Here is a 491-nt window from a genome sequence, read left to right as displayed (position 1 = left end):
TTCCCGCGCAGTGTCCACACAGATTGTCTGATAAAAAGTAACGAGCAGAAAAAACCTCTACAGGCTTGTAGCTCAGGTGGTTAGAGCGCACCCCTGATAAGGGTGAGGTCGGTGGTTCAAGTCCACTCAGGCCTACCAAATTTCTTCTCATGCTGCGTTATGCGCGCGGTCGTTTACCTGAGTAAACGTCCCTTCCGCATGCCTTGCCTGAAAAGAAATTGCATCCTTCTCCTGAAGAATGTAACTCGGTTGAGTGGTAGTAGTGGTCTCTGCAGTAACTGTATGGGGCTATAGCTCAGCTGGGAGAGCGCCTGCCTTGCACGCAGGAGGTCAGCGGTTCGATCCCGCTTAGCTCCACCATACCGTTTATCTGTTTTTTTCTGAAATACCTCAGAGCATACCGGCGACGGTGTGCTGCGACGTATTATGCTCTTTAACAATCCGGAACAAGCTGAAAATTGAAACGACGCAGCGCGTCATTCCTCCGTAAT

2 tRNA genes are annotated in these 491 nt (G+C 50.3%); both read left to right on the top strand.

Annotated elements, in window-relative coordinates:
- The first annotated feature begins 61 nt into the window (after window positions 1-61).
- Window positions 62-138 (top strand) — tRNA-Ile (locus tag LC417_RS22295).
- 146 nt (window positions 139-284) lie between these two features.
- A tRNA-Ala gene (locus LC417_RS22290) sits at window positions 285-360 on the top strand.
- Window positions 361-491 lie beyond the last annotated feature (131 nt).

The sequence above is a fragment of the Pantoea sp. OVA07A genome, assembly GCF_019969975.1.
GTDB classification, from domain to species: domain Bacteria; phylum Pseudomonadota; class Gammaproteobacteria; order Enterobacterales; family Enterobacteriaceae; genus Pantoea; species Pantoea agglomerans.
This window is presented reverse-complemented; position numbering and strand designations above follow the sequence as displayed.